Annotated in this window: 3 protein-coding genes and 1 pseudogene; all 4 read left to right on the forward strand. The window is 67.7% G+C overall.

Annotation, left to right across the window (positions count from 1 at the left end; translation table 11 throughout):
• A partial coding sequence (locus VN520_RS19005) for a DUF3459 domain-containing protein (RefSeq protein ID WP_325748117.1) occupies positions 1–472 on the forward strand: 472 nt, incomplete at its 5' end.
• Positions 473–665: 193 nt separating this feature from the next.
• A complete protein-coding gene (locus VN520_RS19010) occupies positions 666–2384 on the forward strand; it encodes an allantoin permease (RefSeq protein WP_325748118.1) in 1719 nt (572 codons plus the stop codon).
• 261 nt (positions 2385–2645) lie between these two features.
• Positions 2646–2789: pseudogene (locus tag VN520_RS19015) on the forward strand (acetamidase/formamidase family protein); the annotation flags it as partial.
• 85 nt (positions 2790–2874) lie between these two features.
• Positions 2875–3210, forward strand: coding sequence for an acetamidase/formamidase family protein (locus tag VN520_RS19020; RefSeq protein ID WP_325748119.1), 336 nt, complete (start codon positions 2875–2877; stop codon positions 3208–3210).
• Positions 3211–3280: the final 70 nt, after the last annotated feature.

The following is a 3280-nucleotide window of genomic DNA, read 5'->3' on the forward strand; positions in this document are numbered from 1 at the left end:
CGACGAGGCCAAGCTCGACCCGATCTTCCACCGCAGCGGCGGCGCGCGCGCCGGCCGCGACGGCTGCCGCGTGCCCATGCCGTGGAACGCCTTGCCCGGCGTCGGCTTCTCCCCCGACGGCGCGGCCGAGCCGTGGCTGCCGGTGCCGGCGGAGTGGGAGCAGTACGCGGTGTCCCGGCAGGCCCGGGACGGCAGCTCGATGCTGACCCTCTACCGGCGGGCGCTGGCCCTGCGGTCGGCGCACTCGGCGCTCGGCTCGGGCGAGGCGACGGTCGACGTCCAGGGCGACGTGCTGACCGTGCGCTGCGTCGGGGCCGACGAGACGGTGCGCTGCGTGGTCAACATGGGCGCCTCGACAGTGCTGGTGCCGACGTCCGGGCCGGTGCTGCTCGCGTCGTCCACGCACGTGCGCTCCTCGGTCGGCAGCGTCGCCCTGCCGCCGGACGCCGCGGTCTGGGTCGCCGAGGACTGACCGCTCGTGCACCGCGAGCTCCGAGCGGTGTGTGACACCGCCATTCCGGCCATGATCGCAAGTCGAGGCAGGTAAACAATTCCGAGCCACCGCTTGATGCCGCGCACATCGCTCGGAAACACGTGGCTCCTACTTTTCCCTGGCACGCGAAGAACGCCACATCGTCGCTCTCTCGCCTACCCCAGGAGACCAGATGGCTCAGAGCGAGGCTGTTCACAGTCCACCCCAGGACGGCCCATCGGCACCGCACTACGCCACTGGCCGCAGCGTCGACGCCGCCACCCGGGAGACGCTGGAGGACTACACCCTCCGCTTCGCACCCCGCCATTACCGGAAGTGGACGCCGGCGGTGGTCGGCATCTCGGCGCTCGGCGGCATCGCCTACCTCGCCGACTTCGCGATCGGCGCCAACATCGGCATCTCCTACGGCACCACGAGCGCGCTCTGGGGCATCGCCATCTTCGCCGTCGTCGTCGTGCTGACCGGATTCCCGCTGGCCTACTACGCGGCCCGGTACAACCTGGACCTCGACCTGATCACCCGGGGCAGCGGCTTCGGTTACTACGGCTCTGTCGTCACCAACGTCATCTTCGCGACGTTCACCTTCATCTTCTTCGCGCTCGAGGGCGCGATCATGGCCCAGGGGCTGGAACTCGGGCTGGGCATCCCGCTGTGGTTGGGCTACGCCCTGTCCACGGTGCTCATCTTCCCGCTGGTCATCTATGGGATGAAGGTCCTCAGCAAACTCCAGCTGTGGACGACGCCGCTGTGGCTGATCCTCATGGTGTTGCCGTTCGCCTACCTGGTGATCAGCCATCCGGAGTCGGTGGGTGCGTTCTTCGAGTACCGCGGTGAGGACGACCAGTCGGCCAGCGTCGGCTCGGCGCTGCTGGCCGCCGGCGTCTGCCTGTCGCTGATCGCGCAGATCGCCGAGCAGATCGACTACCTGCGCTTCATGCCACCACGGACGCCGGAGAACGCCCGCAAGTGGTGGACCTGGATGGTGCTGGCCGGCCCTGGATGGGTGCTGTTCGGCGCAGCCAAGCAGGTCATCGGGCTGTTCCTCGCGGTCTACATCATCGCCAACATCAGCGACGGCGCGACGATCGCCAACCAGCCGGTGCACCAGTTCCTGGAGATCTACAGCGACATCATGCCGGGCTGGCTGGCGCTGACCCTCGCAGTCGTCCTCGTGGTCATCAGCCAGGTGAAGATCAACGTCACGAACGCGTACTCCGGGTCGCTGGCGTGGACCAACTCCTACACCCGGGTCACCCGGCACTACCCGGGTCGGCTGGTGTTCCTGGGCATCAACCTCGTCATCGCGCTGGTGCTGATGGAAGCCAACATGTTCGACTTCCTCAACACGATCCTGGGCTTCTACGCCAACTGCGGCATCGCCTGGATCGTGGTGGTGGCCAGCGACATCGCGATCAACAAGTACCTGCTGAAGATCTCGCCGAAGGAGCCGGAGTTCCGCCGCGGGATGCTCTACGCGGTCAACCCGGTCGGCTTCGGTTCGATGCTCATCTCGGCCGGCGTCTCGATCCTGGTGTTCTTCGGCGGACTCGGAGAAGGCCTCAAGCCGTACTCCCCACTGGTCGCCATCGTGCTGGCACTGGTGTTCCCGCCGATCCTCGCCATCGCCACCAAGGGTCGCTGGTACCTCCGCCGCGTCGACGACGGCATCGACGCGCCGATGAACGACGAGCTCGGCAACCCCTCCGGCGAGACGATGACCTGCCACGTCTGCCGCCAGGACTACGAACGACCCGACATGGCGGCCTGTCAGACCCACGGTGCGCACATCTGCTCGCTGTGCCTGTCGACGGACCGGACCGGCGAGCACGTCCTGCCCGAGCAGCCGGTGCCCTGGTCCCAGCCGGTCACAACCGCCAGGTCCACTCGCTGACCGGTCCAGGTCGGCACCGGGGCGAGGGGCACGCCGGGCTGCCTGCTGATCCGTCGGCCCGCCGGCGCGAGAGTCGGCACGCCGGCTCGCTCCTCGATCCCATCCACCGCTGCAACGAAGGAGCACGTCCATGCCCGAGGTCATCTTCGAGGTCAACCGCGACCTGAGTGTGTCGATGCGCGACCAGGTGGTTCCCGGGCACAACCGCTGGCACCCGGACATCCCCCAGCAGCCACCGTCCGCCCGGGGAGCACGTACCGGATCGAGTGCAAGGACTGGACGGACGACCAGATCCGCAACAGCGACGACGCCGATGACATCCGGGTCTACATGCCCGCGTACGTCCCCGGCGCCAACTGCTCCATCGGCGACCTGCACTTCGCCCAGGGCGACGGCGACATCACGTTCTGTGGCGCCATCGAGATGCCCGGATTCATCGATCTGCACTTCGACCTGATCAAGGGCGGGATGGAACCGCTACAAGCAGTCGATGCCGTTCTTCAAGCCCGGCCGGGTCGGCCCCAACTACTCGGAGTTCATCACCTTCGAAGGGATCAGCGTCGAGGGCGGCCGGAACTACTACATGAACGCGACGGTCGCCTACCGCCAGGCCTGCCTCAACGCCATCAACTACCTGATGCCGGCCATGGACTGGACGTTCGCGCAGGCCTACATATTCCTCGGCGCTGCACCCATCGAGGGGCGCATCGGTGGCGTCGTGGACATCCCCAACAGTGCGGTCTCCCTCAGCATCCCGCTGTCCATCTTCGACCGGAACATCCTCCCCGGCGGCGCCGGCGGCGGCCGCGACCTGACCGCCGACTGACCCGCACCGGCGGTCCGGGCCGCCGGCCAACCCCTCCGACAGGAGCACCGTGCCGGCATACGAGTTCCGC

Source organism: Streptomyces sp. (assembly GCF_035563135.1).
Classification (GTDB): domain Bacteria; phylum Actinomycetota; class Actinomycetes; order Streptomycetales; family Streptomycetaceae; genus Streptomyces.